Annotated in this window: 27 protein-coding genes and 1 pseudogene; 7 read left to right on the top strand and 21 right to left on the bottom strand. The window is 70.7% G+C overall.

The genetic code is table 11. The features are described 5' to 3' along the window. Positions 1-3: 3 nt before the first annotated feature. Complete coding sequence (locus tag ABTY61_RS23170; RefSeq protein ID WP_350506944.1) at positions 4-879, bottom strand: nucleotidyltransferase family protein; 876 nt, start codon at positions 877-879, stop codon at positions 4-6. A gap of 69 nt (positions 880-948) precedes the next feature. Then, positions 949-1488 carry an NUDIX hydrolase gene (locus ABTY61_RS23165; protein ID WP_350506943.1) on the bottom strand — a complete coding sequence of 180 codons (540 nt, stop codon included), beginning with the start codon at positions 1486-1488 and terminating at the stop codon, positions 949-951. A gap of 127 nt (positions 1489-1615) precedes the next feature. On the opposite strand from ABTY61_RS23165, the gene ABTY61_RS23155 reads away from it, so the two are divergent. Both ABTY61_RS23155 and ABTY61_RS23150 read left to right on the top strand, forming a co-directional pair. Continuing rightward, complete coding sequence (locus tag ABTY61_RS23155) at positions 1616-2881, top strand: helix-turn-helix domain-containing protein (RefSeq protein WP_502895402.1); 1266 nt, start codon at positions 1616-1618, stop codon at positions 2879-2881. A gap of 248 nt (positions 2882-3129) precedes the next feature. Beyond that, positions 3130-3762 (top strand): hypothetical protein, encoded by a 633-nt coding sequence (locus tag ABTY61_RS23150; protein ID WP_350506942.1) that lies wholly within the window; start codon positions 3130-3132, stop codon positions 3760-3762. Between the two features lie 159 nt (positions 3763-3921). On the opposite strand, the gene ABTY61_RS23145 is transcribed toward ABTY61_RS23150, so the two are convergent. From ABTY61_RS23145 to ABTY61_RS23135, 3 genes are all read right to left on the bottom strand, one after another. Beyond that, positions 3922-4134, bottom strand: a complete 213-nt coding sequence (locus ABTY61_RS23145) for a hypothetical protein (protein ID WP_350506941.1) — start codon at positions 4132-4134, stop codon at positions 3922-3924. A gap of 192 nt (positions 4135-4326) precedes the next feature. Next, positions 4327-5160, bottom strand: a complete 834-nt coding sequence (locus ABTY61_RS23140; protein WP_350506940.1) for a zinc-dependent metalloprotease — start codon at positions 5158-5160, stop codon at positions 4327-4329. An 83-nt stretch (positions 5161-5243) separates the two neighbouring features. Next, positions 5244-6368, bottom strand: coding sequence for a HesA/MoeB/ThiF family protein (locus tag ABTY61_RS23135; protein ID WP_350506939.1), 1125 nt, complete (start codon positions 6366-6368; stop codon positions 5244-5246). 225 nt (positions 6369-6593) lie between these two features. On the opposite strand from ABTY61_RS23135, the gene ABTY61_RS23130 reads away from it, so the two are divergent. After that, positions 6594-8042, top strand: a complete 1449-nt coding sequence (locus tag ABTY61_RS23130) for a M14 family zinc carboxypeptidase (RefSeq protein WP_350506938.1) — start codon at positions 6594-6596, stop codon at positions 8040-8042. 20 nt (positions 8043-8062) lie between these two features. On the opposite strand, the gene ABTY61_RS23125 is transcribed toward ABTY61_RS23130, so the two are convergent. The 6 genes from ABTY61_RS23125 to ABTY61_RS23100 all read right to left on the bottom strand — a co-directional run bounded on the left by ABTY61_RS23125 (position 8063) and on the right by ABTY61_RS23100 (position 13288). Continuing rightward, complete coding sequence (locus ABTY61_RS23125) at positions 8063-8608, bottom strand: helix-turn-helix transcriptional regulator (protein ID WP_350506937.1); 546 nt, start codon at positions 8606-8608, stop codon at positions 8063-8065. Beyond that, on the bottom strand, positions 8605-9270 hold the full coding sequence (locus ABTY61_RS23120) for a helix-turn-helix transcriptional regulator (protein WP_350506936.1): 666 nt from the start codon (positions 9268-9270) through the stop codon (positions 8605-8607). The genes ABTY61_RS23125 and ABTY61_RS23120 overlap by 4 nt, the downstream gene beginning before the upstream one ends. After that, positions 9249-10190 carry a hypothetical protein gene (locus tag ABTY61_RS23115; protein WP_350506935.1) on the bottom strand — a complete coding sequence of 314 codons (942 nt, stop codon included), beginning with the start codon at positions 10188-10190 and terminating at the stop codon, positions 9249-9251. Before ABTY61_RS23115 ends, ABTY61_RS23120 begins: the two co-directional genes overlap by 22 nt. 523 nt (positions 10191-10713) lie before the next feature. After that, on the bottom strand, positions 10714-11301 hold the full coding sequence (locus ABTY61_RS23110) for an ATP-binding protein (RefSeq protein ID WP_350506934.1): 588 nt from the start codon (positions 11299-11301) through the stop codon (positions 10714-10716). 9 nt (positions 11302-11310) lie between these two features. Further along, a complete protein-coding gene (locus tag ABTY61_RS23105; protein ID WP_350506933.1) occupies positions 11311-11925 on the bottom strand; it encodes a hypothetical protein in 615 nt (204 codons plus the stop codon). 121 nt (positions 11926-12046) lie between these two features. Continuing rightward, on the bottom strand, positions 12047-13288 hold the full coding sequence (locus ABTY61_RS23100) for a helix-turn-helix domain-containing protein (protein WP_350506932.1): 1242 nt from the start codon (positions 13286-13288) through the stop codon (positions 12047-12049). Positions 13289-13701: 413 nt separating this feature from the next. Here ABTY61_RS23100 and ABTY61_RS23095 point away from each other — a divergent pair. Then, positions 13702-14561 (top strand): IS5 family transposase gene (locus tag ABTY61_RS23095; protein ID WP_502895405.1). Its coding sequence is split into 2 segments (ribosomal slippage): positions 13702-14047 and positions 14047-14561, totalling 861 coding nucleotides; the frame shifts between segments, so codons are not numbered across the junction. A 16-nt stretch (positions 14562-14577) separates the two neighbouring features. On the opposite strand, the gene ABTY61_RS23090 is transcribed toward ABTY61_RS23095, so the two are convergent. Continuing rightward, entirely contained in the window at positions 14578-15078 is a 501-nt protein-coding gene (locus tag ABTY61_RS23090; protein WP_350506931.1) for a hypothetical protein, read from the bottom strand. A gap of 434 nt (positions 15079-15512) precedes the next feature. On the opposite strand from ABTY61_RS23090, the gene ABTY61_RS23085 reads away from it, so the two are divergent. After that, positions 15513-16205 carry a hypothetical protein gene (locus tag ABTY61_RS23085; RefSeq protein WP_350506930.1) on the top strand — a complete coding sequence of 231 codons (693 nt, stop codon included), beginning with the start codon at positions 15513-15515 and terminating at the stop codon, positions 16203-16205. A gap of 185 nt (positions 16206-16390) precedes the next feature. Here ABTY61_RS23085 and imuA' read toward each other — a convergent pair whose 3' ends face one another. Together imuA' and ABTY61_RS23075 are read right to left on the bottom strand one after the other, a co-directional pair. Beyond that, complete coding sequence (gene imuA', locus ABTY61_RS23080; protein ID WP_350506929.1) at positions 16391-17107, bottom strand: DnaE2-dependent mutagenesis accessory factor ImuA'; 717 nt, start codon at positions 17105-17107, stop codon at positions 16391-16393. Between the two features lie 304 nt (positions 17108-17411). Further along, positions 17412-18230, bottom strand: a complete 819-nt coding sequence (locus ABTY61_RS23075; protein ID WP_350506928.1) for a helix-turn-helix transcriptional regulator — start codon at positions 18228-18230, stop codon at positions 17412-17414. Positions 18231-18334: 104 nt separating this feature from the next. Between ABTY61_RS23075 and ABTY61_RS23070 the strand changes: the two genes are divergently transcribed. Further along, positions 18335-19078, top strand: coding sequence for an alpha/beta fold hydrolase (locus ABTY61_RS23070; RefSeq protein WP_350506927.1), 744 nt, complete (start codon positions 18335-18337; stop codon positions 19076-19078). Positions 19079-19500: 422 nt separating this feature from the next. Here ABTY61_RS23070 and ABTY61_RS23065 read toward each other — a convergent pair whose 3' ends face one another. From ABTY61_RS23065 to ABTY61_RS23035, 7 genes and pseudogenes are all read right to left on the bottom strand, one after another. Continuing rightward, positions 19501-19902, bottom strand: coding sequence for a hypothetical protein (locus ABTY61_RS23065; protein WP_350506926.1), 402 nt, complete (start codon positions 19900-19902; stop codon positions 19501-19503). Beyond that, positions 19899-20753 carry an IS5 family transposase gene (locus ABTY61_RS23060; protein WP_350506925.1) on the bottom strand — a complete coding sequence of 285 codons (855 nt, stop codon included), beginning with the start codon at positions 20751-20753 and terminating at the stop codon, positions 19899-19901. The genes ABTY61_RS23065 and ABTY61_RS23060 overlap by 4 nt, the downstream gene beginning before the upstream one ends. A 558-nt stretch (positions 20754-21311) precedes the next feature. Next, positions 21312-22064 (bottom strand): HAD family hydrolase, encoded by a 753-nt coding sequence (locus ABTY61_RS23055; RefSeq protein WP_350506924.1) that lies wholly within the window; start codon positions 22062-22064, stop codon positions 21312-21314. A gap of 91 nt (positions 22065-22155) precedes the next feature. Continuing rightward, positions 22156-22707, bottom strand: coding sequence for a hypothetical protein (locus ABTY61_RS23050; RefSeq protein ID WP_350506923.1), 552 nt, complete (start codon positions 22705-22707; stop codon positions 22156-22158). A 161-nt stretch (positions 22708-22868) separates the two neighbouring features. Continuing rightward, entirely contained in the window at positions 22869-23408 is a 540-nt protein-coding gene (locus ABTY61_RS23045) for a 2'-5' RNA ligase family protein (RefSeq protein ID WP_350506922.1), read from the bottom strand. 42 nt (positions 23409-23450) lie between these two features. Next, positions 23451-23801 (bottom strand): annotated as a pseudogene (locus ABTY61_RS23040) (transposase); the annotation flags it as partial. A gap of 158 nt (positions 23802-23959) precedes the next feature. After that, a complete protein-coding gene (locus ABTY61_RS23035) occupies positions 23960-24505 on the bottom strand; it encodes a GNAT family N-acetyltransferase (RefSeq protein WP_350506921.1) in 546 nt (181 codons plus the stop codon). A gap of 281 nt (positions 24506-24786) precedes the next feature. Between ABTY61_RS23035 and ABTY61_RS23030 the strand changes: the two genes are divergently transcribed. Beyond that, the gene (locus ABTY61_RS23030) at positions 24787-25428 is read left to right on the top strand and encodes a TnsA-like heteromeric transposase endonuclease subunit (protein WP_350506920.1); all 642 of its coding nucleotides are present in this window, start codon (positions 24787-24789) and stop codon (positions 25426-25428) included. Positions 25429-25449 lie beyond the last annotated feature (21 nt).

The raw sequence follows: 25449 nt of genomic DNA, 5'->3' as shown, positions 1-25449 counted from the left end.
TCCTCAGGCGGCGGCGGTGCGGCCGAAGGCGGCGAGGCGGTCGGGGGTGCCGAGGTCCGGTGCGGGGGCGCGGAGGTCGTAGGCGCCGACGGCGTGGCCCTGGCTGATGGCCCAGGGCATGAACTGCCGGTACAGGTCGGCTTCGCCGGGGCAGGCCTGGCGCTGGGCGTACTGCTCGAACAGGGCCCGGAACGGGTCGGGGGTGAGGATGACGGCGCCGGTGCTGGTGGCCTGCCGAAGGTTGTGCCGGGTGCCGGCCGGGAGGGTGGCGTCGACGCCTTCCAGCGCGTGGACGACCTGTTCGCCGTCGGGGGACAGGAAGAGGCGGCCGGTGTTCTGCGCTTCGGGCCCGGGGTCGGTGGTGACGGTCCAGGTGATGGCGGCCGGGCGGGCGAGGTGCGCGGCGACGACGGCGGGCAGCAGGGTGTACGGGATGAGGGTGTCGGCGGGCAGGACCACGGCGAGCGGGGTGTCGGGCAGGTGGGCCAGGGCGGCGTAGGCGGCTCCGGCGGTGCCGAGCGGGTGGTGCTCGCGGTGGAGGGTCAGCTCCACCTGCCGGGCGCAGTGGGTGAGGGCGTAGTCCTCCACCTGCTGGGCGCCGGTGGCGGGGTCGGAGCTGGTGAGCACGGCGATGCGGCGCACGCCGACGGTGGTGAGCTGGGTCAGGGCGTGGCCGAGCATCGGGGCCGGGCCGCTGGTGGTGTCGATGTCGATCGGGACGAGGACCTTCGGCGTGGACTTCAGCTCGGGGTCGTCGGTGGCGCGCAGCCGGGTGCCCCGGCCGCCGGCCAGGACCAGGGCGACGGTGCGCTCGGGCAGGCGGAGCAGGGTGCTGGTGTAGTACTGGGCGGTGGTGGGGGTGGTGGTCGGTTCGGTCACGGGGGGTCCTCCCGGGTGGCGGGTGGGCGTGGTGTGGTCGGCCCGGCCCCCGTGCCGCGGTGCCCCGGGCTACAGGAGCCGGAGGTGGTCGAGTGCGAGGTAGGCCGCTGCGGTGTCGGTCATCGCTCCCCGGCGCAGCACGCGCTCGCGGAACTCGGCGAGGGGGAGGGTGACGACGTCGATGAACTCGGTGCGCTCCGGCTGGGGTTCGGCGACCCTGATGCAGTCGGTGGCGAGGAAGGCGTGGCGGTGAACGGTGGAGTAGGCGTCGAGCCAGTAGGAGCCGGCCTCGGTGATCGTGCCCTGGTAGCCGGTCTCCTCCAGCAGTTCCCGGGCGATGGCGGCCGCGGGCTGCTCGCCCGGTTCGATGTAGCCGCCGGGCAGCTCGTAGAGCACCTGGTTGGGGCCGGGCCGGTACTGGCGGGCGAGGATGACCTGCTGGTCGGGGGTGAGGGCGAGAACGGCGCCGGCCGGCCGCTCGCGCTTGAGGTAGAACTGCTCCTTACGTCCGTCGGGCATCTCGAAGTCGACTTGGTCGACGGCTCGCCCGAACTTGCTGAACACGGTGGTGCGTTCGATCTCGCGCCACGGCGCGGTGGTGTCGCTCATGCGAGGACTGTACGGGCCCTGCCCGGTACGGCGCGGGCGTGCGGCGGGCTTCGTCCGCCGGTGGCTGGTGGCCGGTGGGGCATCTCCAGGAGACCACCTGATCGGGTGACCGGGGCAGGGCATTTCGGTGGGCAGTCCGCAGCCGGGCCGATACGCTGGATCCTCGCCCTGCGACGGAGGTTGGGGGTGGGGTGCCGTGACGAACACGCAGTTCAGGAAAGCACGTTGCGCTCTGGGCCTGACGCAGCGCCAGGTGGCCGAGCGCGTTCGGGCCCGTGTGGAGGAGCTGACCGGACGGGATTCGGCGTTTGACGCCGGCTACGTCTCACGCCTAGAACGGGGCCGCATTGCATACCCGCACGAGCCCTACCGGACGGCTCTGTGCCAGGTGCTGGAGGCGGGTTCACCAGCCGACCTGGGCCTGGCACCCAAGGCACCTCTCCCCGACCCCGATGAGGTGAGTGAATCGCTCCGCCGAGATGTACTGACGGCCGCCATGGCGGCTCTGGTGCCCCCCAGCCTCACGCCGTCCCGCCTGCGCACGGGCGACGTCACCCGAATCACCCAGCAGACCGCCCTGCTGGAGCGCGCGGACCGGCGTGAAGGCGGGCAGGCCGTGCACGACCTCGCGCTGCGCGAACTGCGCGACGCGGTGGCCCTCACCAGCGCCTCGACCACCCCCGAGGTCCGCACGGCGCTGCTCGGTGCGATCGCCCGCCTGGCCAATCTCACTGCCTGGGCCGCCTTCGACGCCGGCCGGTACAGCCAGGCCCGGCCGCTGTTCCGCCTCGGCCTGGCGACCGCGCGCGAGCACGGTGACGCGGCGCTGCTGTGCCACGTGGCGACCAACGCAGCCCGGCAGGAGATCCACCTGCGCCGCTCCGTGGTGGCGCTGGAGCTGGCGGATCAGGTGGGTGGCCGGCTGCCCGCGGCGGCAAGGGCGATGCTCGCCGCCGTCCGCGCCCAGGCCTACGCCGTGACCGGTGACGAGCGGCAAATGGCACGGCACCTGCTGGCGGCCGAACGCGCCTATGGCCGGGTCGGTGACCTCGCCTCGGGTCCGGCCTGGACGAAGACCATCACCCCGGCCAAGGTCGGCTCCGACGGCGGCTTCGCCCGCTATCTCCTGGGCGCCGCCGCCGGGTGTTACGACCCCCAGGTCGTCGCTGACCTGCGCCGCGCCGCCGAGGCTGACTCCGCCCAGACGCGGGTGCGGGCCATGGCGACGGCCCGCCTGGCGACGGTGCTCTACCGGCAGGGGGAGCGCACCGAAGCCGACCACCACGCGGCGCGGGCCACCGAGCTCGCCCGCGCCGTCGGGTCCGCCCGATTGGCCTCCGCCCTTGCCGAACTGCGTGCCGCCGCTGGAACGCCGGCTGGCGCGGCACGCTGACCAGCCCCGGTTGGGACCTCGTCTGTGTGCCGCGCCATCTGGGCGGGTCCGGTTACGCGTTCTGGTGGCGTACGCCTGCTGAGCACCCAGATAACCCCGGGAACCGGCGGCTCGGCCGGCCGAATGTCAGCGGCCAGTTTGCATTGGCTTTGGCGCGAGTTCCGTGAACGATCTTGGATCTGGTGTAATCCCAGGATGGGAGGGTGCAGGAGCCAGGGGCTCGGTGCGGGGCGGGGATGGGCGGACAGATGGCGGCGGTAGAGCACCGGGATGCTGTGCTGAGGCGGGCGCGGGCGGACTGGGAGTTGATGCCTCTGGACGGTGTCGGGCCGTTGCGGTTCGGCATGACGATCATCGAAGTCACGGCCGCGCTGTCCGGTATGAGCGAGCTGCACCGCTTCCAGGCCGGGCCGTCGGAACCGAACACCCTGGGCGTCGCGTTCGGCGAGAGTCCCGCAGAGCCTGCGGTGTACGGCTACTTCATCCGCGGGCAGCTGTTCTGCGTCGCGGTCGATGCGGCCTTCGGGCCCCAGGTCACACTCTGGGGAAGGGAGTTGACGGCCTGCGTGCCGGCAGATTTGGAGCGGTTCCTTCTACACGCTTCCGAGTGTGGGGTGCTCCGTGTGCACTATGGTCCGCGGGGCAACCCCGGGGCCGTCGGCATCGGCTTGGTCCTGCGAGTGCAGGAGGTCGCGGGCAATGCTGTGACCCGGCCGGTGATGGTGGGACGGGGCTGGGAGGACCGGTGCACCGACGACTGGGAAGGGCCGATACCGGAGTGCGAATGGATCGGCCGGCAGTGGTTCTACCCGGGCTACTCGAAGTACTGGCCTCCACCTGGCCACGCGACGTCTTGGGGCGACTGGCAGCCTCCTTTCTAGGCTGGGCGTGAACGGCCACGATGCCAACAGGCACCCATCGCTACGGCGCGAGTTCCGTAAAGTCCGCATGTTGACGGCCGAACTCGCGCCAGAGCCAATTCCACGTGGCTGCTGTCAGCCGAACTCACTTAGCCGTAACCATTCTCAAGGTGGCGGCCGTCACTGTGGCCCGGAAACCACTTTGGAATCAGACGGCCTCGCTGGCGCCGCTTCAAGGGTCCGCGCGGCCGACCCGAGCGAGGCGGATGCTTCCCCGAGCTGGAAGGCCACGGTGGGCGTCACGTCCAGCTCGGCGAGGGCGTCGTGCAAGTGCTGCCGGAGTGCCTCGGCATCGGCGGCAAGGGTGCGCAGGTGGCTGGCGAAAGCGGGCATGGCTCTCCCCGGATGCAGCGGATGGGAGACCAGGCGGGCACCGCGCATCACCTACCCGATCGCCCGGGACACCACCACCGTGTGGCGCGGGCGGGGGCCGGCCCCACGCTGTAGGCGGCCGGCCGGGCCGCCGCGCGTGACCAGCCGCTCGGCGAGCCGCAGGTCGAGCCCGAAGCGGCGGCCGGCGCCGGTTCAGCCCGCGGGCTGGTGGCGGTCCAGCCAGGACTGAGGGTCCCGGAGCTCACGGTTGGTCGGGATCAGGTCCTCGTCCTTGAGAAGGCGCTCCAGCAGCGGGTACCCACCGTAGGCGTAGACGGCCGCGACGAATGTCTCGCCGAGCTCGTACGTGTCCGTCCGGGGGGACTCGGAGACGAGCCGGGTGAAGAGCTCGGTGGGCTCGGGTTCGTCGTCCAGGCGCGTGCGGGTGGCGATGCCGGACAGCTTCTCGGACGCCCTTGCCTGGACCCATCCGGCGTGGCCCTCCAGGACGGCGCTCGGGGCGCGGTGTTCATCGCGGGGCCGGCCTGCCTGCTGGTCTTGGAGGCCGAGGCGCATCACGGAGTAGGGGAGAGCCGGGTTGAGCTCGAACTGGCCGAGGTGCGTGATCTCGTGGGCGAGGCAACAGGTCAGGAGGCGGTCGGTGCCGCGGGACTCGGCATGGGCGGTGGGCATGACCACCAGAGTCGGGGCGCTGGCGCGGTAGATGCTGGCGCCCTGGACGGTGGGGGCGAACTTCTCCGCCATGGCCTTGGCCTTGGTCTTGACCGCCAGCATCGTCATCGTCCTGATCAACCGGCGCTTCACCCGGCCCAGTTCGAGGGATTCGATGCCCCGGTCGGCCATCAGCTGATTGTGCTCGGTCTGCCAGGCGACGAACTGCTCCGGGGTCGCTATCCGCACGGTGATGTGGGTGGGAAGCGGCATCTGGGAGAGGTCAGCCGCCAGCGGGATGGCGGCTTCCATCAGCCGGTCGTAGCGGCGCTGGTCGTCGACGGTGGCGTTGGCGTCGTTGTGGATGGTGTACATCGTGGTCTCTCGGTAGGTCAGGCGGTGGTCCCCGGGCCCGAAGGGCCTGGGGGTTGTCGGTCAGGTGGCCGGTCTCGAGGTGGTCACAGGGTTCTCCCGGGTTGGTGGTGGTCGGAGCAGGCGGGGCAGTGGGGGTTGCGGGGGTGGGTGACGGGGGCGGGCTGCTGGCCGGCCGGGGCGATCAGGCTGTGGCGGTGGACGGTGCCGGGGGCGAACTCGCGGGTGCCGGTGAGGTGGGTGAGGGCGGCGTGGGCGGCAAGGTTTCCGGCGAGGCCCGCGGTGACCGGGGTGACGGGGTGTCCGATGGTGCGGGGCAGGGCGGCGGGCGCGACGGTGGCGTCGATGCCGGTCAGGCCGTAGGCGAGGGCGTCGTGGTGGCGCAGGCACTCCCAGCACGGGCCGTCGATGCCGGGCACGTACAGGGCGGTGCTGATCACGGGGCCGTGGTAGCCGGGGTCGACCCAGGCGCACCCGGAGTCGAGGGAGGCGCGGTTGGCGATCCGGCGCAGGCCGTCGGGCTCGTCGGCGGCGAGGATGAGTAGGTCGCTGTGGCGCATGAGCCGCACGAACTGGGGGCGGCGGGTGACCTGTTCGGGGATCGTGAGGACGCGGACGCCAGGGTGGCGTTCGGCCAGCCGCTCGTAGGCGGCGTCGGTCTTGGGCCGGCCGATGTCGGCCGTGGTGTAGAGGAGCTGCCGGCTCAGGTTGGACTCCTCGACCCGGTCGTGGTCGACCAGGACCAGGCGTCCGACTCCGGCACCGGCCAGTGCGGCCGCGACGACCGACCCGGTGCCGCCGATCCCGACGATGGTCACCGTGGCGTTGGCCAGGAGCTGCTGGACGTCCCAGCCACTGCGGTCGGCGCGGCGGTCGACCATGTCCCAGTACTCGGCGCCGCGCTGCTGGCGCCGCATGATGCCGGGGTCCAGATCCGGGGGCGGGGCGGGGTCGGTGTGCTGCAGGTGCCCGTGCCGGGCGAGGTCGGCGAGGAGGCTGCGGACGGCGGCGGCCGGGGTGGCGGGGTGCTCGGTGGTGACGGTGGCGACGACCTGGTCGGCCGTCAGGGTGCCGTCCAGCAGGTTCAGCAGGGTCCAGCGCCAGCCGCCGGGGTCGGGCAGGATGCTCGCGATGCCGGGCAGCGATCCGATCTGGAGGTCGCCGTCGGGCCGGATGCTGGGGCGGTGCTCGGTGCGCAGACGCGGGATCACCGTGTCTCCTCGGAAGCGGGTGCGGATGCGGATGGGAAGAACGCCCGGGGGCGGGTGCTACTGGCCGGAGACGGTGAGGGCCAGCAGCTCGTCGGCGGCGGCCGGGCGCAGGCCGCTCTCCTCCTGCTCGGTCTCCTCGGGGTCGACGGCCGCGGTGACGGCGGTGTTCTCCATGATGTTTCCTTTCGTTTCCGCAGTGGGGTTGTGGCGGATTCGCCGGATCCTATGGAAGCATGCATCCACTGCGCATGGAAGCGCTTTCCCAGGCCTTTAGAACGCATTCTTCATGGCGATTTTTCAGGCAGCATTGAATTCCGGTCCGGCACTCTTCCGGACCGGTTTCTGAAAGGGGTGTTCGTGGTGGGTGAGGTCCTTTCCGGTCTGGATCGGCGGCTGGCCGACTGGGGGGCGCTGGTGCCGGGCGGGGAGCTGGTGCCGTCGGTCCAGGACGTGCAGGCGCGGCTGCGCGACCTGGCCCGGCGGGAGCCGGGGCTGTGCCGGATTCGGGAGATCGGCAGGTCACGGCAGGGTCGGGCGCTGGAGGTGCTGTCGGTCGGCTCGTCGCGGCGGTCCGTGCTGGTGGTGGGCGGCCCGCATCCGAACGAGCCGGTCGGCTACGCGACCGTGCAGTTCCTGGCAGAGCTGGTCACTTCCCGGCCTGAGCTGCGCGACGGGCTCTCGTGGCATTTCCTGCCGTGCGTGGACCCGGACGCGGCGGCTCTGAACGAGGAATGGACGAGTGCCGCGCTCGACCTTTTCACCCAGCACCGCTATTTCTACCGTCCCGCGCTCGCCGAGCAGCCCGAATGGACATTCCCCATTCCCTGGAAGGACAGTGGTGAGTACCGGTTCTCTCTGCCGGAGAACGAGGCGCTGGCCGACCTGGTGGACGAGCTGGAGCCTGTTGTCGCCGTGAGCCTGCACAACGCCGAGTTCGGCGCGCCGTTCTTCATCGCGAGCCGGGAGGTGCCGGGTCTGGCCGGGCAGCTGGCGGCCGTCGCCGCAGCGCGCGGGCTGCCGGTGTCCGAGGCGCCTTCGGGCGACGTCGTCGGCTGGCCCGTGCTCGGCCCCGGGGTGTACCGGATGCCGCCGGTGGAAGACCTGGTGATCCGCGACCACGAGGCCGACGTGCCCGCGTTCGGTGCGCACCTGGCCCACTACGCCGCCCGACACGGAACGCTCACCCTGCTGCCGGAGGTCCCGCGCTGGCACAGCGCCGTCGCCTTCGAGACGTCGCCGCCGGTGGCGCTCGCCGTCCTGGCCGAGTCGCTGGCCGCCGAGGCGGCCGAGGTGAGGGGGCTGCTGGAGGAGGCCGGTCGTCTGGAGGGCGCCTTCGCGCGCGCGGCCGCCGACACCGCGGCGATCGGCGACACCGTCGCCCGGACCTGGCAGGAGCGCGCCGACGGCGGTGAGCCCGTGCCGGGCGGCGACCTCGCCGAAGCGCACTACACGCGGGTCATGCTGACGCTGCGCTCGGCCGGGATGGCCGTGCGCGCGCTCGCCGAGGCCCCACCGAGCCGGGGCACCGTGCTCGCCGGTGCGCGGCTTGAGCGGCTGCTGGTAGAACGCGCCCGGCGGTGCGAACGCGAGCTGCGGGTCTCCCCGATCCGGCTGAACCGCCTGGTGGCGGTGCAGGCGTTCGCGGCGCTGGCGGCCGCCGAGCTCACCCGGTAGGACCAGCGGGACCACGGCGCTCACCGCCGGGCCGCGCGCGAGCGGCAGGAACAGGGGTGGTGGGCCGGGAGCGCGCCGATGGCGTGCAGGCTCCACACGGCGTGCGGGCCGCCGGCGGCGCCGAGGTCGGCGTACAGCCGGTTGAGCCGGGAGCGGACGGTACGGTCGGGCACCCCGAGCTGCTCGGCGATCTCCTGGTACGTCAGGCCACTCGCCAGGAGCGCGGCGGTGCGCACCTGCTGCGCTGTGACGCCGTCGACGGGCGGGCGCACGCCGCTCGGCATCGTGAGCAGCTGGGTTCGGCACCCGATGTCGACGGCGTGGACCCGGGTCTTGGCGCCGAGCACGTGCAGGACGTCGTTGATGGCCCGGTAGATCCGGTTGCTGCTCGTCAGGCTGTCGGGGTCGTGGCCGGGGTTCAGCAGGCGGCCGATGTCGTCGGTGGTGGCGCCGCGGGCGAGGTTGTCGAGGATGGCGAGCTCGCCGCGGGTGAGGGCGTGGGTGGTGTGGCAGTCCGGGCAGGGCAGGCCTCGGACGGCGATCTGGCCGGGGTAGGCGGTCGTCATGGGTTCGTCCCGGTGGTGATCCAGCAGGGGCAGGGGTGGGTGGCGTCCAGGAGGCGGGCGCGGTGGAGCAGGGTGACGCCATCGGGGCGGGTGCGCACGCCGTGCAGACGCAGGAACCTGTTCACGGCCTCGTTGACGGCGCGGGCGGTGCGCCCGATCCGCAGGCCGGTCTCGCTGTCGGTGCGGCCGTCGGCCATCCCCTGCAGCACGGCCAGCGCGGCGGCGGTGGGCTGGTGGAGCAACCGCCGGGGCCGTGCCGGCAGGCGCAGCAGCCCGGACCGGTGGCCGGTGTCGACGGCGTGGCAGGTGTTGGTCGCGCCGAGGCCGTCCGCGAGGGCGTCGAGGTCGGCGTCGACCTGGGTTCGGGAGGTACGGAGGCGCCGGGCGGCCTCGCCGGGGGTGTAGCCGTGGGCGGTGAGGGCCAGCAGCCCCACCGCGTTCGGGGTGGCCATGAACTGCTCGCCGCAGACGGGGCAGGGGGTGCCGGCGATCAGCAGCGGCAGGATCCGGCTGGGGTGCACCGGGCGCACTGGGCGCGCAGCCCGGGCCCGGCGCGCGCGGGCGTGGGCGTACTGGGCCGGGTCGAGGAGGAACATCGACGGCCAGCGCGGTGCCGGGGCCTGGCCTGCAGCGGGCGCCTTCACCGCCGTCCCCAGGTCCATGGGAGCTGGTGGGTTCCGCGTAGGCACGCGATCTGGTGCTGGGCCAGCTGCCGGGCGCGGCCGTCGAGTTCCGCGCGGGCCACGGTCCGCATCACCTCGGTGAGCACCAGGACGTCGCGCACGCTCCGGTAGCCGGACCAGGTGGCGAGTTGGTCGTGGAGCTGGACGAGGTCGCGCCGGGCCCGGGCGGTGTAGGCCCGGGTGTAGGCGTCCAGGTCGGCGGGGTGGCCGCGCAGCAGCTCGGCCTTCCAGCGGGCGGCGACCAGGTCCCATTCCCGGCGGCCCAGGCGCAGCGGGCGGCGCAGCAGCAGCCGCGGGCACCGGCTGTCCTCGTGGGCGCGCGCCATGCCGGTGTCCGCGAGGATGACGGTGGGTGGGGTTGGCCAGTCGATCCGGTCCCAGTCCTCGCGCAGCCGGGCCGTGTGCTCGCGCAGGAACCTCTTCCCGGCCTGGTCGACCTCGGCGTCGGCCAGGCTGTCCAGCAGGCCGTGGAAGGGGTCGTGGGGGTCGAGCCACAGTGCCGTCTTGGGGTGGACGGTGTGGATGGAGGCGGTCAGCCACGCGCTCACCGCGGCGTCGTCGTGGCGCCTGCCGGGCGGGTGCCAGAACGTGACGGCGCGCCCGCCGGCGGTGCGTACGGTGCGGTAGTGCGGGGGGACGACGGCCACCGACTGCTGTTCCAGCAGCTGGGCGCTGCGCAGCAGCGTCCAGGATTCGCCGGGGTTCGCGTGCACGAGGGCGACGGCGTCCGAGGCGGGCAGGGACCAGGTCTGGACGTCGGGGTGGTCGTTGACCAGCTCGGCCCCGTCGGCGGTGGCCACGCAGACCTGGGCCAGGGTCGAGTACGAGGCGGTGATCTGCCGTTGGCGCCCGGCCTTGACGACGTTGAGCAGCATTCTGGTGGACGGTCCGACGCTCACGGCATCCTCGGGTCTCGGGTACGAAGTCGGTGGTGGTCCGGGACGGCGCCTCCCACGGCTCGCCGTCCCGGACCGGCCGGCCCCGCGCCGGGTGGCGCGTGCCGGGCGGACGGCGGGCGCGCATTGCCTGGTCGCCGCGTCGTCCGGGTCGGCCGAGTGCGGGCGCGGGGGGGTGCGCTCGCGCTCGGCCATCACCCGCCTCCAGCCCCGGAGCGGGTGGTCTTGGGGTGCGGGCCCGGCCAGGGCTCCCGACCTGTCGGCCGGGCCCGCGATCGGTGGCTGGAAGACCACCGGCTGCTGGACCGTCACCCCCACAGGGACGGTCAGCAGGCACCCGGCGGCCAGTTCCCCCGGCACGACTGGTGAGGGGAAGCGGCCACCGGGCCGCGCGGTGAGCACGGACGCGGGTGGGGCCGCGCTGCTCTTCCGCTTGCCCGCCGCTCCCTGGCGGGCGTCTGGAGTCCGGTGGCGGCTACGCGCGGGGAGGCTGCAGGGCCGCCACCGGAGGTTCAGGAGGTACTGCTCACGCGGCCGGTATCCGGTGGCGGTGCAGGGCCGGGCGGCGCTCGGGGAGGGTGCCGACGCCCGGATTCGGCCGCAGTGCCCGCACCGCGTCGTCCGCGCGCAGGATCGCGATCCGCAGCGCGACCGCTTCGCCGGTGACCACCGCCGGGCGGGCCGGACCCGCCGCGGCCTCGGGGGGCAGGTCGAGTTCAGCCCAAACCGTCTTGCCGGCCGCGCCCAGGTCGTCAACGCCGAGCCGGTCGGTGACCCCGGCGGAGAGCTGGAGACCTCGGCCGCTGGTGGCGTCTTCGTCGGCCTGGCGCTGCTCCGGTCGGCCGAGCCCCGGGTCGGTCAGCGCGATCCGCAGCACACCCCCCGGCAGGTACGCCAGGATGGCGGTCAGCGCCACGTCCGTGCGCTCACCGCCGGTGTGCACGATGGCGTTGGCCCCGAACTCCGAGAGCACCAGCTTCACGTCATCGACCAGCGGGTCGTCCAGGTGCAGGCCGAGCTCAGGCAGGGCCTTGACCGCCCATCGGCGGAGGGCGCCGATCTGATCCAGGCAGGCGGGGAACTGCATCGTGGTGGTTCGTGAACTCGGCTCCATGAGAGCGCCTCACTCACTGGGGGTCGTGGTGGGCGGGAGGGGATTCGATCCCGCCAGCTCGGAGGATGATTCGGGGGACGAAGGGCCGCCGAGGCGGCAGCCGACGTCGACGCCGTGCAACAGGGCGACCGGGGTACTGGTCTGCGGCACCCATGGCGGGGTGTCCCAGCGCGTCCCGTGTGAGGGGGGCAGGGCGATCCAGTTGCTGCGGCCTGAGCGGACCTCGAGATCGGGGTGGAAGGTCCGGGCGAACCGGCCGGTGGCCGGGAGAACGAGAAGGGTGACGGCGTCGTCGGTCACGATGCACGGGACCTGGGCGATCTGGTCGAGGGCGGCCATCGTGGCCAGGCCGACCGACCGCGGGAGGACGAGGGCGTCGAAGCGGGTCGTCCAGGCGATGATGCCGGCGCCGGGAGATTGCTCCAGCTCCTGGACGATGAGCTCCGGGCCGACGTACACCGGGCTGTCCGGGCGCGGGTGGGCGCCAGGCACGGGGCAGTTCTGTTCCGTGCAGGTGCAGCCCTGCCGGGGTCGGTGCCGGTATCCCACGGACAGCAGCCAGTGCAGGCTGGTCGAGTAGGCCGTAGCGGCGTCGTCCGGCCGACAGGTGTTGATCAGCTCCATGCCAGTCTCTCCTGCGGTGATCACGCACGTACCGATGGTGACCATTCAAGAGTGACGGCCCGAACGCAGTGCGCCCCCTAGAAAACCTAGGGGGCGTCAACTGTTCGAGGAGAGGCAGGAGTTACACGACAATCTCCATGTTACGGATAAGGCCTGAGAGGCTGGCGGCCTGCGACGGCACCCCCGCCAGCGCGAGTTCCGTGACCAGGGCCCGGCTCATCGGGTCGGCGTACACGTAGTGCGGCGCGGCCGACGCCGCCTCCTTCAACTTGGCCACGGCGGAGGCACTGTGGCCCATTCGGTGCATCGCGCGTGCCTGGTCGACCGCGTAGTGCGTCCGGCGCTCCTTGGAGGGGATCTCGGAGATGTTCACCTGCGGGATGCGGTTGAGGCCGCGGTCGGGCTGGTCCAGTTCGACGCCGGCTTCCGCCGCGTGCACGGCGACGACCCCCCGCCCGAAGACCGTGTGGTTCGCCAGGTCGTACCAGCCCTCACCGAGCCGGTCGGCGTCTTCCAGGGCAGCGTCGATGCGCTCCCACGCCTGGTCCTTCTGGCCAGCTCGGGCGTGGGCGATCGAGCACCGCAGGTGCAGGGCGCCGCGCAGCGACACGGCCCGCTGGTCTGCTGCATCGCCCCGGGTGTACGGCTCCAGGTCTCGCATCGCGGCCTCGGCCACGGCCACCGTCTCCCGGGTCGAGGCCTGGTGCAGCAGCGCACCGCACCGGTCCCAGGCGACGGCGGCCCGCATCAGGGGGTCATCGACTGCCGTTGCGGCACCAGCGGCCACCTCCGCCGCCGACCAAGCCAAGTCCGGGTACCCGAGCTGGTTCAGGCACATCCGGGCGGTCCTGGCGGCGTCGGCCAGGAGCCTCAGCGCCTCGTCGCGCTGGCTTCCTTCCAGGGTGAGGACCGCGGTGTTCAGGTCTTCGATCAGCGGGGGGAGCAGAGCGCTGACTCGGGGCAGGTTCGCCGCCTGGCGGGCGACGTTGGCCTGGCGGGACTGCTTGCGCAACTCGGCCAGCTCGACCGGAGCGCCCTGCGGGCTGAGGCCCGGGTGGCCGGAGAGGATCAAGCCGGCTCGACGAATCCCGGTGCGGATCGCGAGCACGTGTGCGTGGGCGAGACCTCCGCCGCCGCGCTGGAGGCGGTAGGGCTGGCCGAGGAGCCACACCACATCGACGTCGCACCGGTCGGCGATCGCGTTGATCACGCTGTACCGGTCCAGGGCCATGCGGCCGTTCTCGACGTTGGCCATCCAGGACTCACCTCGGCCGAGGTAGGCCGCGAGCTCAACCTGCGTCAGTCCTGCTGAGTTTCGGGCAATCCGTACGCGCGCGCCGATGTGCTCACTGTTCAGGGGCATACTGGTGTCTCCGTTCTGGCCTCGACACCCAGGACGGTACCTCGGTTGGCGCCCCCGTGGAGTACTTCGGTCTCAACGGGGGCGCTTCCCGTACACAGCGTCAAATCCTCGTGCTTGCAGCACGTTCGATCGCACCGGACCAGCCCGGAGGGACCTCCCGCACCGGCCCGCAGCCGTGCGGCTTCTCAGACCGTGGGACGCCGGTCGGCATCCCAGCCCGAGTCCGCTCCGCCCTAGGAAGAGTCGACGTCGGCGATGAGGCCCCAGGTGGAGTCCTTCATGGCCTGGCAGCCCCAGATCGTGTCCGGGATCGCTCCCCACACCGAGTCCTTGCGTCCGCGAGCGGCCATGGCAGCCTCCAGGTAGATCATGATCGAGGGGCCAACTCTAGGGCGTTTCTTTCCGATCATCGGATCGTTGGCCTGGTCGTGTCATTGACTGACGCGCAGTGGGCACGGATAGAGCCGTTGTTGCCGGACCGGACGCCGAAGCGGGGCGGGCGGTGGCGCGACCACCGGCAGGTGATCGACGCGATCGCGTGGAAGTTCCAGACCGGCGCGCAGTGGGTGCACCTGCCCGCCGAGTACGGCTCGTGGAAGGGTGTCTACACCCGGCTGCGGAACTGGGCGATCGACGGCACGTGGGAACGGGTCTTCACTTCCCTGCTCGCCCAGGCAGACGCCGAGGGCGACCTCGACTGGGTCGTCTCGGTCGACTCCACGATCGTGCGCGCCCACCAGAACGCGGCCGGGGCCCGCCAAAAGGGGCCCCGGCCGATGAACCGCGCGACCACGCCATCGGGCGCTCCCGCGGTGGGCTGACGACGAAGATCCACCTCGCCGCAGACGGCCGGTGCCGCCCGCTGTGCTTCTATCTCACGGCCGGCCAGGCGAATGATGCGCCAGCGTTCGAGCACGTCATGACTGCCCTGCGTGTGCCCAGAGCGATCGGACGGCCACGTACCCGACCCCTCGTGGTCCTGGCGGACCGGGCCTATTCGTCGCGCGCCATCCGCGAGCACCTGAGTAGGCGCGGGATCCGGGCAGTGATCCCGCAGCCCGCCAACCAGATCGCCAACCGCAAACGCAGAGGTCGTCGTGGAGGCCGCCCACCGGCCTTCGATCGTCAGGCCTACAAGCAGCGCAATGCCGTCGAACGCTGCATCAACCGCCTCAAGAGCTGGCGCGGCCTGGGTACCCGCTACGAAAAGACCGCCACCGTCTTCCGGGCCGGACTCCACATCGCTGGGATCTTCATCTGGTCCGCCCGATGATTCAAGCGCCGCTTGGTCAGCCGAATGTCAGGTCGTAGGAGTTCGCGCTGCGGAGCACGAATCGGGTCTCACCGGTGATGCCCTCGAAGGCCTTGGTGCCGCCGTTGACCACTCCGCTGAAGTAGCCTGCCTCGGGCAGGGTGGCCTGGTTGTTGAGGGGCAGGACGGCGCTGAAGGAGATCTCCCCGTTGGCGGCGCTGGCGCCGTTAGTGATGCGGAGGAGGCCAGTGCAGAACGCGGTGTGGGTCTGGGTGGTCTGGTCGTCACGGTCGCAGTTGGTGTACGCGCTGCCGATCGTGTTCCCGCCGGTGTCCTTGACGGCTGCGACAGCGCCGTGCGAGGTCGCGCCCGCCGGAAGGACGTTCGTCGTGAAGTCGAGGACGAGCGGCTGGACGGAGGCGGCGCGCGGCCTGGGGGTACTGTTCGCGAAGGCGGGCAAGCTCAGCGCGCCCGTGCCGGCGATCGCGCCGGCGACCGCCAGGGCGACAGTGCGCTTGCTGGGGACGAATCGGGACATGGACTTCCTCCAACGGGACGTTACGGGCCCACTGCCCGCAGTCGATCCGCAGTCGATCACGATCCACGTCCCTGAATGGCTGTTCTGGTTGCGCCCATCGCGCACGATTCACCAGCACGGCTGAACCCAATCACCTGAATGGATGGCCCGCTGCACCCACGACCAGTTCGCTCCTCAGCTGGCGGATCGACCCACGACCGGGGCGGATGGGCCGGTGTCCACGCCGGATGCATGGCATTGTGCGCCCGACAAGATCCAGAAGAAAGGCCCTAGGCGCGCTGACTTCCTCAGTCACTACCTGCGCAGGGGGACCTGACTGTCCGAGGTCGCCGAGCTGGCTTGCTTGCGCCTGACCGCCTGACGGGCCGGGAGCGGCAGCACGCGCCGTTGCGACCCGTCCTGCACGGTGGTGTGTTGGCCCTAGGCTGAGGGGCTTGGAGCCGATCCGAGAGGTGACCATGGTGCCCCGCCGCCCGCCGCGCTGCCCGAAGTGCCGTGGCACCTACGTCCGGTTGTGGCTGCCGGGGCCGTCGGTGGAGGTGCTGGTCGACGTGGCGCGGCCTCAGGAAGGGGTGCTGGCGGCTCTGGTGCACGCCGATGACCCTGCGCCGTCCGCCAGGCCGATGCTGGTGCTGTGCGCCGTGTGCGAGGCGGATTTCGGGCACCGGCCCCGGCAGCACGGGCGGCCGGCGTACGCCGTGGCGGTCGAGGCCGCGGAGGAGGGCCCGTGGCCAGCGGCACGGGACTGGCAGGTGTCCGACCTGAACACCGACTTCTTCTCCACCGCGCTGCAGCAGCTCATCGACGCCTACGACGAGGAGCTGACCGGCGAGCCGCAGTACCGGTACGGGCCGTCGCCCAGCACGCCGGATCCGCCCGGCCGGGGCGCCCTGGAGGCCGGTCAACACGTTGACCACCTACCTACAGGTGACGATCCTGGTGCGGGTGGTCAAGGCGTTGACCACCCGCCGGGGGTGGAGGAGGCGGTGGCCACCGGCGACTGGAAGTCGACCTCGATGGTGGAGAAGTACGCCAAGGCCGGGCTCCGGCGGGCAGGGAAGGACGACCGGGGCCGCACCCAGGCCGCGCTGGACGCCCTGGTCGTCCCGCTGCCGCCCCCGACCTGACCGGCCGGCTCGGGTTGTCGGTGGCGACCGGTAGATTGTGCACCGGTCCCGAGAAGACCTGTCGGCCCCGGTGAGCACTGCTCGCCGGGGCCGACGTCGTTGCGCGGCTCCTGTGCCCGCTCGGGGGTCCGGGCCTGGGGCTGCCCTTCCACGATGCCAATCGAGGCGGCCGGCGGCGCGCCGGGCTACGCCGTGGCGGCGTCGACCGCCTGGGTGGTCCGCTCGGCGGCCGGGGCGAGGGGCTGGGCGGTCCCGTCCGGACCGGGCAGCAGCAGGCGCAGGGAGCGCGGGCGGGCGCGGCCGCGGCCCGAGCAGTGCACCGTGACCTCACGGTGGCTGACCATCCCCCAGCCGTCGCCGACGCCGTGGATCCGGGGCGAGGAGGTGGAGAGCGTGAGGACCGCGCCGTCCCACGGGTCCGGGGTGAGCAGGGTGGTGCCGGTCTCCCGCAGCACGGCCTCCAGACGGCGTAGCTGGCGGGGCGGGGCCGGGCTGGTGCGCCGAAGCAGCATCAGCGGCGTCGCGGTGGCCAGCTCGGCGGCCACCTGGGCCCACGCAGATCCTGGCTCCTCCACGAGCACGGTGCGGTCCAGAGGGATCCCGTAGGCCGCGGCCGCGCTCAGCCCGACGGTCGGGGCACCGATGATCGATACCCAATCATGCCTGGTCACGGCCCCTCCGGTCAGTGCGAGGAGCAGGGACATGTCGTTGTGGACGGTGACGACGGCACCCCGGGGCAGACGGCCGTCCGGCAGGACCGGGGCGAGGGCGGGGTGCGCGGGCCGGGTCGCGGCCTCCACCCGGGCCAAGCGGGCCTCGGGTGAGGTTTCCGCGAGGAGTTCGGCGAGTCGGTCGCTCGGGTCGCTGAGGCCGCCGGGCATCACCGTGAGCGGGGCGGTCATCGGGCTGTGACCGAAAGCGATAGTTGGCGGTTGGAGCTGATAGTTGGCGGCACAGGCGTCCCAGCACGAAGCGTGGTGATGAGCCAGGCCACGATAGTTGGAACCTGGCCACGCATGTTGGAACCGAGTGGCTCACGACACTCCTGGCAGGTGTGACCCAGCACGCCAACTGCCGGATCAGCACGGGATCTGTCGTTCACCCACAGCGCCAGCTGAAGCGCGAGGTCCCCTTGGCCTCTAGGCTGCCCAGGGGCACTACCTAGACCCGGCCCGGGCCCGCACCTAGACCCGGCCCGGGCCCGCGCTATCCGCCAGCCCGGTAGCGGCCCGGGGTCGTGCCGACGAGGTCGGTGAACGCCGCGATGAAGCCGCTGGGGTTGGCCCAGCCGCAGGCGTGGGCGGTGTACGTGATGTCGTGGCCCTCGGCCAGGAGCACAAGCGCGTGGTGCACGCGCAACTGCGTGCGCCACTCGTAGAACGTCATGCCGAGCTCGCCGCGCAATAGTCGGCTCAGGGTGCGGGCGCTGGTCCCGACCTGCCGGCCGAGCCCGGCCAGCGTGGTGGCGTCGGCCGGCGCCTGGGACAAGATCCGCTCGATCGCCCGCAGCCGGTCGTCGCGCGGGTGCGGCAGGTGCAAGGGCTGTTCGTCGGCCTCGCGCAGCTCCTCGACCAGAACCCGCAACAGACGCTCACGCGCGGCGCGGCTGTAGCCAGGCACGGCCCCACCCCCACCGCCTGCGCCGTCGTGGCTGTTGCCACGCGGGTCAGTCAGGGCGAGCAGCACCTCCCGCGCCAGGCCGGAGACGCGAAACACCGCCGGACGCCCCGGCACCAGCCGGGCCAGGGACGGCGGCAGGAAGACGATCCGCATGTCCGTGTCACCGTGGGCACGGTGGCGGTGCGTGAACCCGGCCGGCGTCCACGCGACCCGGTTGGCCGGGACGATCGACGTCCCGGTCTCAGCGTGCAGCACCAGGACACCACTGGCCGCGTACACCAGGTGCCCGCGCGCGTGCGCCTGCGCCCCGCTGCTGCCGCCCGAGGGCCACAGGTGGCGCCCGCCGGAGGGCCACGTCAGCGACGTGGCGCCGGCGTCCGGGCGGGATTGGCGGCGAACAGGCATCGATTGGCATCCTATCGGTAGGACGCCATGATGCGCGTCGATGAGACTTTCCGTCATAAGCGGTGGCCCCCGATGCCACGGCCGAGCAAATGAGGGGAAGTCCCATGGCAACGTTTGTCCTTGTACCTGGTGGTTGGCACGGCTCCTGGGCGTTCGAGGCAGTGGTCCCGCTGTTGGAGCGGGTCGGCCACACCGTCCACGCCCTGACCCTGACCGGCCTGCGCCCCCACGACGACCCCGCTACGATCGCCACCGCCAACCTCGACACCCACGCCGACGATGTGTTGCGCCTGCTGGAGAGCGCCCACCTCAACGACGTGACGCTGGTCGGCCACAGCTACGCAGGGATGGTGATCACCGCCGCCGCCGACCGCGCCAACGGCCGGGTCTGCCGCCTGGTGTACTTGGACGCCTGCGTACCGCGCGACGGCGAATCGTGTTGGTCCATCATGAACGAGGGCTACCGGAAGTCGTTCGTCGCCGGCGCAGCTGCCAGCGGCTACGCCGTCCAACCCCCGTGGCGGCCGAACGGCGACCCGCGCCGTCGCCCCCACCCGCTCGCCGCCTTCCTGCAGACGGTCCACCTCTCGGGCGCCCACGCCGACGTCCCCCGCCGCGAGTTCGTCTACTGCTCGGGATGGGAGGACCACACACCGTTCGCCGACCAGCGCACCCGGCTGCTCGCCGACCCGGGATGGACCGTCCACGACCTGCCGACCGCCCACAACGCGATGCGCGAGGCCCCGCGGGCGGTCGCCGCGCTCCTGCTCGACGAAGCAGACGAACCTGGCGGACTCGGCGAGAACGCCGTCCTCGCCCCGGGTCGGATGGCTCAGTTGAGGTCGTAGCGTGCCCGGTGAATCTGGGTGACATGGGCGGTGAGCCAGGTCCACGCTTTGTGGCCACTGAACCAGGGACTCGTATCGTTGCTGAGCCCCGAGGTCAGCTTGGCGGCCCCGGCCCAGGAGACCTTCGAGATCGGCCATCCGCAGCTGAAGCAGGAGACGGCCAGACCGCTGGCCAGTACGGACACTGCGGGCCCGGGACGTTCGGAACTGGTTCCAACATGAATGGCAACTCGTCGATGGTCGCAAGAAGCGTGGCCAGGCGGTTCCAACAAGCGTGTCCCGAGGGTCAAATCCACCAGGTCACTACATCGCACCGGTTCCCACTATCGTGTCCCGGCTCAGGTGAGCCACGACATGGTGAGTGGAACCTGGCCGCACAGGTTGGAACCGGGCCGCCCTTGTCGCTGAACCTTGAGAGGACGTTAAGTCCGTTTCTGGTAACGGCCTCGTTCGGGTTGGGTGAGGAAGCCTTGGCGAGTGAGGCGTCCGAGGCGGCTGCGGGTGATGTTTACGGACGCCTCATCGGTGGGCATGCCGAGGAACTCGTGTAGTTCGCGGGCTCGGAACACCTGATTGGGGTGCTGGTTGAAGGCGTTCACGATGGCCTGGTAGGCCGTGTTCGTCTCGGGTGGATCGGGTTCGGGTCCTGCTGCTGGCGCGATGTCTGCGATGATCTTCCGGGTGGTAGCCAGGTCCGCGAGGCGTGCGTTGGTCTCGGTCAGGGCGGCAGTGAAGTGTTCGATCTGACCCCGTAGTTCCCCGGCCCGGATGGTGGCCTCATCGTGCTGGGCCTGGAGGCCGGCCAGGAGCTCGGAGACGTTCACGCGGCCAGTCCGAGGGTGTCGCGCCAGGCTGGACTCGGTGTGGTGAGGCGGCGGGTCATGTTCGCGGTGGAGGCCCAGTAGACGCGTGAGGCGGAGGTGTCGGGCCGGTGGTCGTACTCACGGGCCAGGCGCCGGTGCAGCATCAACGTGCCGTTCGTCTGCTCCACCACCCACCGCTTCGGCTGCGGGACGAAGCCTTTGCCCTGGTCGGCCGGGTTGCGGCGGACGACCTCGACGCCGATGTCCAGCAGTGCTCCGTGGATGATGACTTCGTCCTTGAAGCCCTGGTCCACCAGGGCTTTCTCCAGACGGTTCCCACACCGCTCGGCGGCCTGGTCGAGCAGGGCGGTGCCGGCGGCGTTGTCATGTGCGGAGGCGGCCAGGACGACGACGCCGATGATCAGTCCCAGCACGTCGACGGCCAGTCCCCGTTTGCGCCCCGACACCTTCTTGTTCGCGTCCAGTCCCGTCGTGGCCTTCGGGACACCGGCGGCCGCGTGGACGGACTGGGTGTCGATGACCACGAGGGACGGGTCCTCTAATCGGCGGGCCTTCTCCCGCACCTGGCAGCGCAGAAGTTCCTGGATCCGCTGGTCGAGCCCGTCCTGGCGCCACAGCGTGAAGTAGTAGAACACCGCTGACCAGGCCGGCAGGTCATGGGGCAGGTAGCGCCACTGACAGCCCGTCCGGTTCTGGTAGAAGATCGCATTCACGACCTCCCGCAGATCGCAGGACCCCGGATCCCCGGTAGCCGACCGCGCCACCCTGTCCTGCTTCCAGGCTGTGATCATCGGCTCGATCAACGCCCACTGCTCATCCGATAAGTCGCTCGGATATGCCCGTCTGTCCATGAGTCGCAGAACATCACCCGAGCGCCGATTGGCACGCCAGTACGGCCGACGTTCACACGAACGAGCGATCACGAACCGCGAGAAAAGGGACTTAACGCCCTCTGAGTGACCGGTCGACCCTGCGGGATGTGGGCGCCGCCGGCCTGGAACCAGTCAGGAGCTGGGGATGTCAGCGCCAGGAGCTACGGTCTCGGTCCATGGGTTTCTCCGGAACTTTCGTCGTGGCCCGGGTCGAGCAACCAGTGACCGAGCTGTCAGCCATGCAAGCGGTCGACGCTACACCGTGGTGGTCGGCCAGGGATGGCGCCTGGCAGATCCTGCAGCTATCTCCAGGCGTTGATCCGGATGACTCGGTCATGAGACGGGAGCCCCGACCCTCGTCATGTATGTCCACGACAGCGACTTCGTCGGCGTGCAAGCCGCCAGTCCAGGCGGTCTGATCTGGCACTGCGCACTGTCCCCGCACATGGCACGGGACTACGACGTCCCCGAGCAGTGGATCGGCAACCCCGACGAGGTCACCCGCCAGGCCGTGGCCTGGGCGGAGGAAGCCGGCCTTCAGCCTGACCAAGTGGCGGTGAGAGCCACCCTTGAGGCGGAATGTGACCCACTCGCCGAGGACTTGGTGCTCGACGTGGCGTCCCGGCTCCCCCTGGACATGGACACATACGCGCCGAATACAGAGGTATCGAGATCCTTGAGGGACTCCAGTACCAGAGTGGCAATCGCAAAGCGAGGATCGCAGCGATCAGCGGCCTCGGGAACGGCGACGACCGTCATCTGGGCTGACATGCCAGCGAGGACGCCGTTGAGCGAGTCCTCGATCACAATGCATTCGTCGGGTGACGCGCCGAGGGCGGCGGCTGCGCGGAGGTAGGCGCCCGGGTGGGGCTTGCCGTGTTCGTCGTCTTCGGCCGAAAACACGGCATCGAAAGATCGGTCAAGGCCGGCGCTCGCGAGCGCATGCCGAATCACCGACTCCGGCGAAGATGACACGACGGCCATCGCCCTCGATGCACGCGCGCACGCCGCGACGGCGTGTTCGGCGCCGGGTTTCGGCGCCACTCCCTCCAACCGACGGCACACGGCGGCCACGATCTGCTGCTCGACGTCGTCGGGGTCGGCTTGAATGGTGGCCCGATCGAACCAATAGGCCACCATGTCTCTTTGTCGCAGCCCGCGCGTCGCCGCCTGCATCTCCGTTGTGAGGTGCAGGCCAAGCGGACCGAACACTTCACGCTTTGCCGCGTCCCAGATCGGCTCGGAGTCGATCAAAAGGCCGTCTAGGTCGAATAGGACAATCGGTTGCATCGGTTGCTCTTTCGTTGGCGATCACGCGAGGACGAGACGATTCGCTGCCCCGCCGTGCATGAGCAGATGGTGCTGTGGTCGATGACGATACTCATGAGCCGCCGGCTGGCCCGGCGGCGAGCGTGAACCGTCCCGGGGTGGGCTCGTCGGCCCAGCCCCGGTCGGCCAGCCGCTTCATCTTCGACCGAACTCCTTCCACACTTGCCGGAACCGGCTCCAGTCCGAGTGCGGCAGTGATCTCCTGACAGGACATCACTGGCTTCCCGCCGGATGCTTGTTCGGTGAGCGTAGCGAGGATGCGCTGGTAGTGGGGAGCGAGCGCGTCCATGGAAAGCGCGGGACGCCACACCGGGACGATCGAGCCCGATCGCGCGGCCCTCGGTAGGGGAACCTCGGCGGGCGCGTTCGTCGCGGGCTCCGACCCGGAAGACTCACCGGCTCCCGGGCCAGCTTCAACTGCCTGTCCGGGCCGCGGCCCGGACAGAACCTCGCCAACGCGCTGCCGGGCGATCAGCCACTCGTGCCAGGCCGTCTCCGCTTCGGCGAGCTCAGCGAGTACCCGGTCCGCCACCTCCCGAAGCTCCTCCACGCGCTCACGCGCGGCCAGCTCCCGCTCCTCCAGGAGACCCACCACCGACGCCATCCCGGCACCTCCACTAACGAGACAACCCAACGGCCCGAGCATGCCTCGCCATGCCGGCGTCATGCCTGAACTGCGGAAACCCGCCGATCAAGTTCGGTACGACAACGGCTTCTGAAGGCTGACAACTCACGTCTGGTTGCTGGCCCTTCGCCGGGAAGCGATTACCCGAGCATCGGGAACTCCATGTGGCGTCGCCAGTTCTCCCCGTCGCTGACGAATAGGCTCACCGTGGAGATCGTTGCCGTGGTGGGTAGCTGGACGGCCAGCGCCGCCTCCAGCTCTTCCAAGGCGCGGGGCTGCTGGCCGTGGGCGACGGTCAGGTGTGGGATGACCTCGGTGAACTGTCCTCCGTAGGGCGGCGCCTCTGGCCACCGCCTCGCTATCGATTCGGTCAGTGCGCGGAACGGCTGGTCCGGCGCTGGCGCGAGGTAGAGCACCTCGGGGAAGCGTCGGCATTCGTCGAATCGGACCGTGAAGGGGCTGCGTGCGCCGATCAGGGTCCTGAGATCGCCGATGACCGCGGTGCTGATGCGATCGATGTCGAGGAATGGGAAGAGCACCGTCACGTGGGCGGGAATCCCGGCCGAAGCCGAGGAATCGAAGCGGCGACGCCAGTGCCCGACCAGCGGCTCGGCCTCTTCCACGGTGGCCAGCAACGCGGTCTGGCCTGCTCGGTAACGTTCTGGCTCGTCATGGGACACGTCCGGATGATCTCGGACAGCGAGGTGGGTGCGCCACTGGTTTCATGCCGCGGTGGTCGCTGGTCGTTCCATCAGGACGCCGTTCTCGAAGCGTGACCCGGCTTGGACGAGAGGGACGAGGTGGGCTCCGGTGATCGCGCGCCAGCGGGTCTGGGCGGACTCGACGAGTTTGAACACCATCGCGAGGGCCGCGGCCGGGCTGCCGGCGCCGCGGGTGACCTTGGTGCGGAGTTTGACCGTGGAGAAGGTCGACTCGATGGGGTTCGTGGTCCGCAAGTGGATCCAGTGCTCGGCGGGGAAGTCGTAGAACGCCAGCAGCTCGTCCCGATCGTCGGTGATCTTCGCGACGGCTTTGGGCCACTTGGCGCCGTAGGTGCGGGCGAACGCCTCGATCTTCCAACAGGCGTGTCCCGTAGTCCGGGAACCGCCTACTCACGATTCCTCACTGGTGCCGACTACCGTGTCCAGGCTCACGTGGCTGCGACTTTTCTGGATAGCTGACACCTGTTCGCGGTGACACCAGGGGCTGGGGCGCGAGGCAGGCGGAGCGCTCAGTTTCTCCGTGCCTTCTCGGCGGTAACGGCCCAGCGCTCGTGGTCCCTCCACTCGCCGTTGATGAACTGGAAGGCGGCCGAGTAACCCTCGCGCTGGAAGCCCAGGCGTTTGACGAGGTTCAGCGAGGAGGTGTTGTCCGGCTGGATGTTCGCCTCCAGCCGGTGCAGTTCCAGCTGGTCGAAGGCGAGCTGGATCACGAGCCCCAGCCCTTCGGTCATGTAGCCATAGCCTGTAGTGGAGGCGTAAGCGGTGTACCCCAGAGTTCCGCTCTGGAGCGTGCCCCGGACGATGTTGTTGATATTGACGCCACCCACGATCTCGCCGGTGCTGCGAAGGCAGATCACAAAGCCCTCATGGGTGGGCTGTTCGAACCGCTCAAGGTAGCTCTCGAACGCTTCCGCCGTGTTCTCACGAGCGCCCAGCCAGCGGCGAAGCATCTCGGCGCTCTCCTGAGCCAGCGCTGTGAGCTCCGCGTAGTCCTGAAGGCAGACGTGGCGGACGGCTACTCGCGGCCCCTGCAGGAGGTAACTGGCGCTTGTCATCCGGGAATCCTATGCAGCCTCCTCTGTTCTCGTTTCGTTGAGTTACGGTCAGTTCCGAAGACTTGCCTCCCGAGGAGGGCCGCTGGTGCTGCTGTGCGTGCGTGAGCACGGCAGCGCAGGCGAAGATCCCGTCGACTTCGAGTCATTTGGACGGGTTGATCACCCCCTACGACGGGGATACAGCGGTCCGGGTACGGCTACGGCTCGGGGACGACTGGCTGCGGCGGTGGAGTACAACGTGGCGGGCGGGTGCGGGCGAGGTCTGCTGGCCGGTACGGGATATGGCCCACGTGCCGGTGCTGTCGTCCAAACCGCTGCGCGGGTTCTCCTGGCAGGCCAAGCAGCGGCACCGCCCGGGCCTGGAGAAGATGACGTCGACGGGGCGCCAGCACGGCTTCGAGTCGTTGGAGGAGATGCGGCTTCTGGTCGCGCTGGACTTCCTGCGCGCGTCGGAGGTGCTGTCGCAGCCGTTCCGGCTGGACTTCGAGCACGAGGGCGGGAAGTCCTGGCATATCCCTGACTACTTGGCCGTGATCGGCGGCAGGTTCTGGTTGCTGGACGTCCGACCGATGGATCTGGTCGAGGACACCGACGCGTTGAAGTTCGCGGCGTCCAGGGAGATGGCCGCTGCCTGCGGCTGGCAGTACTCCGTGATCGCGGGTTGGCGCCCGCACGTCTGGAGCGTCCTGGACCACCTGTCGTCGCGGAGGCGGCCGACCCGGGACCTGTTGGGCATGAGGGACCAGTTGCTCGCGGTGATCGCCGAGCGGGACGGCGAGGCGATGCCGTTCGCCGAGCTCGCAAGGGCGACCAGCCTGCCGGCGGTGGCCCGGGCGGGCATTGTCCGGCTGCTCTGGCAGCGCGAGCTCGGCGTCGACCTGGGCAGCCCGCTGGTCGACAGCTCGCCGGTCTGGACGGCGTGATGGCCACGGCACGGAAGCTTC

It is taken from the genome of Kitasatospora sp. NPDC096128, from assembly GCF_040303105.1.
In the GTDB taxonomy this organism is placed as follows: Bacteria; Actinomycetota; Actinomycetes; order Streptomycetales; family Streptomycetaceae; genus Kitasatospora.
This window is presented reverse-complemented; position numbering and strand designations above follow the sequence as displayed.

What these genes read in the sequence shown, in the direction of transcription:
- ABTY61_RS23165 (WP_350506943.1), bottom strand. Translation starts at nt 1,488, where the DNA reads ATGAGCGACACCACCGCGCCGTGGCGCGAGATCGAACGCACCACCGTG.
- ABTY61_RS23150 (WP_350506942.1), top strand. Translation starts at nt 3,130, where the DNA reads ATGGCGGCGGTAGAGCACCGGGATGCTGTGCTGAGGCGGGCGCGGGCG.
- ABTY61_RS23145 (WP_350506941.1), bottom strand. Translation starts at nt 4,134, where the DNA reads ATGCCCGCTTTCGCCAGCCACCTGCGCACCCTTGCCGCCGATGCCGAG.
- ABTY61_RS23140 (WP_350506940.1), bottom strand. Translation starts at nt 5,160, where the DNA reads ATGTACACCATCCACAACGACGCCAACGCCACCGTCGACGACCAGCGC.
- ABTY61_RS23130 (WP_350506938.1), top strand. Translation starts at nt 6,594, where the DNA reads ATGGAAGCATGCATCCACTGCGCATGGAAGCGCTTTCCCAGGCCTTTA.
- ABTY61_RS23125 (WP_350506937.1), bottom strand. Translation starts at nt 8,608, where the DNA reads ATGACGACCGCCTACCCCGGCCAGATCGCCGTCCGAGGCCTGCCCTGC.
- ABTY61_RS23120 (WP_350506936.1), bottom strand. Translation starts at nt 9,270, where the DNA reads ATGGACCTGGGGACGGCGGTGAAGGCGCCCGCTGCAGGCCAGGCCCCG.
- ABTY61_RS23110 (WP_350506934.1), bottom strand. Translation starts at nt 11,301, where the DNA reads ATGGAGCCGAGTTCACGAACCACCACGATGCAGTTCCCCGCCTGCCTG.
- ABTY61_RS23105 (WP_350506933.1), bottom strand. Translation starts at nt 11,925, where the DNA reads ATGGAGCTGATCAACACCTGTCGGCCGGACGACGCCGCTACGGCCTAC.
- ABTY61_RS23100 (WP_350506932.1), bottom strand. Translation starts at nt 13,288, where the DNA reads ATGCCCCTGAACAGTGAGCACATCGGCGCGCGCGTACGGATTGCCCGA.
- ABTY61_RS23090 (WP_350506931.1), bottom strand. Translation starts at nt 15,078, where the DNA reads ATGTCCCGATTCGTCCCCAGCAAGCGCACTGTCGCCCTGGCGGTCGCC.
- imuA' (WP_350506929.1), bottom strand. Translation starts at nt 17,107, where the DNA reads ATGACCGCCCCGCTCACGGTGATGCCCGGCGGCCTCAGCGACCCGAGC.
- ABTY61_RS23075 (WP_350506928.1), bottom strand. Translation starts at nt 18,230, where the DNA reads ATGCCTGTTCGCCGCCAATCCCGCCCGGACGCCGGCGCCACGTCGCTG.
- ABTY61_RS23070 (WP_350506927.1), top strand. Translation starts at nt 18,335, where the DNA reads ATGGCAACGTTTGTCCTTGTACCTGGTGGTTGGCACGGCTCCTGGGCG.
- ABTY61_RS23060 (WP_350506925.1), bottom strand. Translation starts at nt 20,753, where the DNA reads ATGGACAGACGGGCATATCCGAGCGACTTATCGGATGAGCAGTGGGCG.
- ABTY61_RS23055 (WP_350506924.1), bottom strand. Translation starts at nt 22,064, where the DNA reads ATGCAACCGATTGTCCTATTCGACCTAGACGGCCTTTTGATCGACTCC.
- ABTY61_RS23050 (WP_350506923.1), bottom strand. Translation starts at nt 22,707, where the DNA reads ATGGCGTCGGTGGTGGGTCTCCTGGAGGAGCGGGAGCTGGCCGCGCGT.
- ABTY61_RS23035 (WP_350506921.1), bottom strand. Translation starts at nt 24,505, where the DNA reads ATGACAAGCGCCAGTTACCTCCTGCAGGGGCCGCGAGTAGCCGTCCGC.
- ABTY61_RS23030 (WP_350506920.1), top strand. Translation starts at nt 24,787, where the DNA reads ATGGCCCACGTGCCGGTGCTGTCGTCCAAACCGCTGCGCGGGTTCTCC.